This is a genomic window from Heyndrickxia sporothermodurans (assembly GCF_003055045.1).
GTDB classification, from domain to species: Bacteria; Bacillota; Bacilli; order Bacillales; family Bacillaceae_C; genus Heyndrickxia; species Heyndrickxia sporothermodurans.
On sequence record NZ_NAZB01000040.1, the window covers coordinates 1 to 3,064 of the forward strand.

The following is a 3,064-nucleotide window of genomic DNA, read 5'->3' on the forward strand; positions in this document are numbered from 1 at the left end:
GGAGATTTCCGAATGGGGGAACCCACTGCCCGTAATGGGGTAGTATCCTTACTTGAATACATAGAGTAAGGAAGGCAGACCCGGGGAACTGAAACATCTAAGTACCCGGAGGAAGAGAAAGCAAACGCGATTTCCTGAGTAGCGGCGAGCGAAACGGAAGAAGCCCAAACCAAGAGGCTTGCCTCTTGGGGTTGTAGGACACTCTATACGGAGTTACAAAGGAACGGAGTAAATGAAGAGGTCTGGAAAGGCCCGTCAAAGAAGGTAACAACCCTGTAGTTGAAACTTCGTTCCCTCCAGAGTGGATCCTGAGTACGGCGGGACACGTGAAATCCCGTCGGAAGCAGGGAGGACCATCTCCCAAGGCTAAATACTCCCTAGTGACCGATAGTGAACCAGTACCGTGAGGGAAAGGTGAAAAGCACCCCGGGAGGGGAGTGAAAGAGAACCTGAAACCGTGTGCCTACAAGTAGTTAGAGCTCTGTGCGTATTTCCTTCGGAAAGACGCCGAGTGATAGCGTGCCTTTTGTAGAATGAACCGGCGAGTTACGATTTCAAGCAAGGTTAAGCTGAAGAGGCGGAGCCGCAGCGAAAGCGAGTCTTAATAGGGCGAATGAGTTTGAGGTCGTAGACCCGAAACCAGGTGATCTACCCATGTCCAGGGTGAAGGTAAGGTAACACTTACTGGAGGCCCGAACCCACGCACGTTGAAAAGTGCGGGGATGAGGTGTGGGTAGCGGAGAAATTCCAATCGAACTTGGAGATAGCTGGTTCTCTCCGAAATAGCTTTAGGGCTAGCCTTAAGGTAAGAGTCTTGGAGGTAGAGCACTGTTTGGACTAGGGGCCCTCATCGGGTTACCGAATTCAGACAAACTCCGAATGCCAATGACTTATCCTTAGGAGTCAGACTGCGAGTGATAAGATCCGTAGTCAAAAGGGAAACAGCCCAGACCACCAGCTAAGGTCCCAAAGTATACGTTAAGTGGAAAAGGATGTGGAGTTGCTTAGACAACCAGGATGTTGGCTTAGAAGCAGCCACCATTTAAAGAGTGCGTAATAGCTCACTGGTCGAGTGACTCTGCGCCGAAAATGTACCGGGGCTAAACGTATCACCGAAGCTGTGGATGGACACCGTTGGTGTCCGTGGTAGGAGAGCGTTCTAAGGGCTGAGAAGCTAGACCGTAAGGACTGGTGGAGCGCTTAGAAGTGAGAATGCCGGTATGAGTAGCGAAAGAAGGGTGAGAATCCCTTCCACCGAATGCCTAAGGTTTCCTGAGGAAGGCTCGTCCGCTCAGGGTTAGTCGGGACCTAAGCCGAGGCCGAAAGGCGTAGGCGATGGACAACAGGTTGATATTCCTGTACCACCTCTTCACCGTTTGAACGATGGGGGGACGCAGGAGGATAGGGTAAGCGCGCTGCTGGAATAGCGCGTCCAAGCAGTTAGAGGGGTGACGAGGCAAATCCCGTCACCATGTACCTTGAGCTGTGATGGCGAGGGAAATATAGTACCGAAGTTCCTGATTCCACACTGCCTAGAAAATCCTCTAGTGAGGTGAAAGGTGCCCGTACCGCAAACCGACACAGGTAGGCGAGGAGAGAATCCTAAGGTGAGCGAGAGAACTCTCGTTAAGGAACTCGGCAAAATGACCCCGTAACTTCGGGAGAAGGGGTGCTCTGTTAGGGTGCAAGCCCGAGAGAGCCGCAGTGAATAGGCCCAGGCGACTGTTTAGCAAAAACACAGGTCTCTGCGAAGCCGTAAGGCGAAGTATAGGGGCTGACGCCTGCCCGGTGCTGGAAGGTTAAGAGGAGAGGTTAGCGCAAGCGAAGCTTTGAATTGAAGCCCCAGTAAACGGCGGCCGTAACTATAACGGTCCTAAGGTAGCGAAATTCCTTGTCAGGTAAGTTCTGACCCGCACGAAAGGCGCAACGATCTGGGCACTGTCTCAACGAGAGACTCGGTGAAATTATAGTACCTGTGAAGATGCAGGTTACCCGCGACAGGACGGAAAGACCCCGTGGAGCTTTACTGCAGCCTGATATTGAATTTTGGTACAGCTTGTACAGGATAGGTAGGAGCCTTTGAAGCCGGAGCGCCAGCTTCGGTGGAGGCGTCGGTGGGATACTACCCTGGCTGTATTGAAATTCTAACCCGCACCCCTGAATCGGGGTGGGAGACAGTGTCAGGCAGGCAGTTTGACTGGGGCGGTCGCCTCCTAAAAGGTAACGGAGGCGCCCAAAGGTTCCCTCAGAATGGTTGGAAATCATTCGCAGAGTGTAAAGGCACAAGGGAGCTTGACTGCGAGACCTACAAGTCGAGCAGGGACGAAAGTCGGGCTTAGTGATCCGGTGGTTCCGCATGGAAGGGCCATCGCTCAACGGATAAAAGCTACCCCGGGGATAACAGGCTTATCTCCCCCAAGAGTCCACATCGACGGGGAGGTTTGGCACCTCGATGTCGGCTCATCGCATCCTGGGGCTGTAGTCGGTCCCAAGGGTTGGGCTGTTCGCCCATTAAAGCGGTACGCGAGCTGGGTTCAGAACGTCGTGAGACAGTTCGGTCCCTATCCGTCGTGGGCGTAGGAAATTTGAGAGGAGCTGTCCTTAGTACGAGAGGACCGGGATGGACGCACCGCTGGTGTACCAGTTGTCTTGCCAAAGGCATCGCTGGGTAGCTATGTGCGGAAGGGATAAGTGCTGAAAGCATCTAAGCATGAAGCCCCCCTCAAGATGAGATTTCCCTTAGTTTATCTAAATAAGACCCCTGAAAGATGATCAGGTTGATAGGTTCGAGGTGGAAGTGTGGCGACACATGGAGCTGACGAATACTAATCGGTCGAAGACTTATCCTAATTAGAAAAGCGAAGGGTGCTTGCCCATCGGCGAAACTCACTGGAGCTTCTGGCGGAGAAGTCTGGAAGACTTCGACAGAAGAAGTGAAGTGACGCGAGCCGATAGCGCCCGCAGCTGGACAGGTTGATTCAACGTTATTACTGTTTCTCATCTATCTAGTTTTGAGGGAACAATCCCTTAAATAAATAGTCTGGTAATTATGGCGAGAAGGTCA

The 3,064-nt window shown here is 52.4% G+C and carries 1 rRNA gene; it reads left to right on the forward strand.

Annotation, left to right across the window (positions count from 1 at the left end):
- Positions 1–2,849, forward strand: a 23S ribosomal RNA gene (locus B5V89_RS15325); the annotation flags it as partial.
- Positions 2,850–3,064 lie beyond the last annotated feature (215 nt).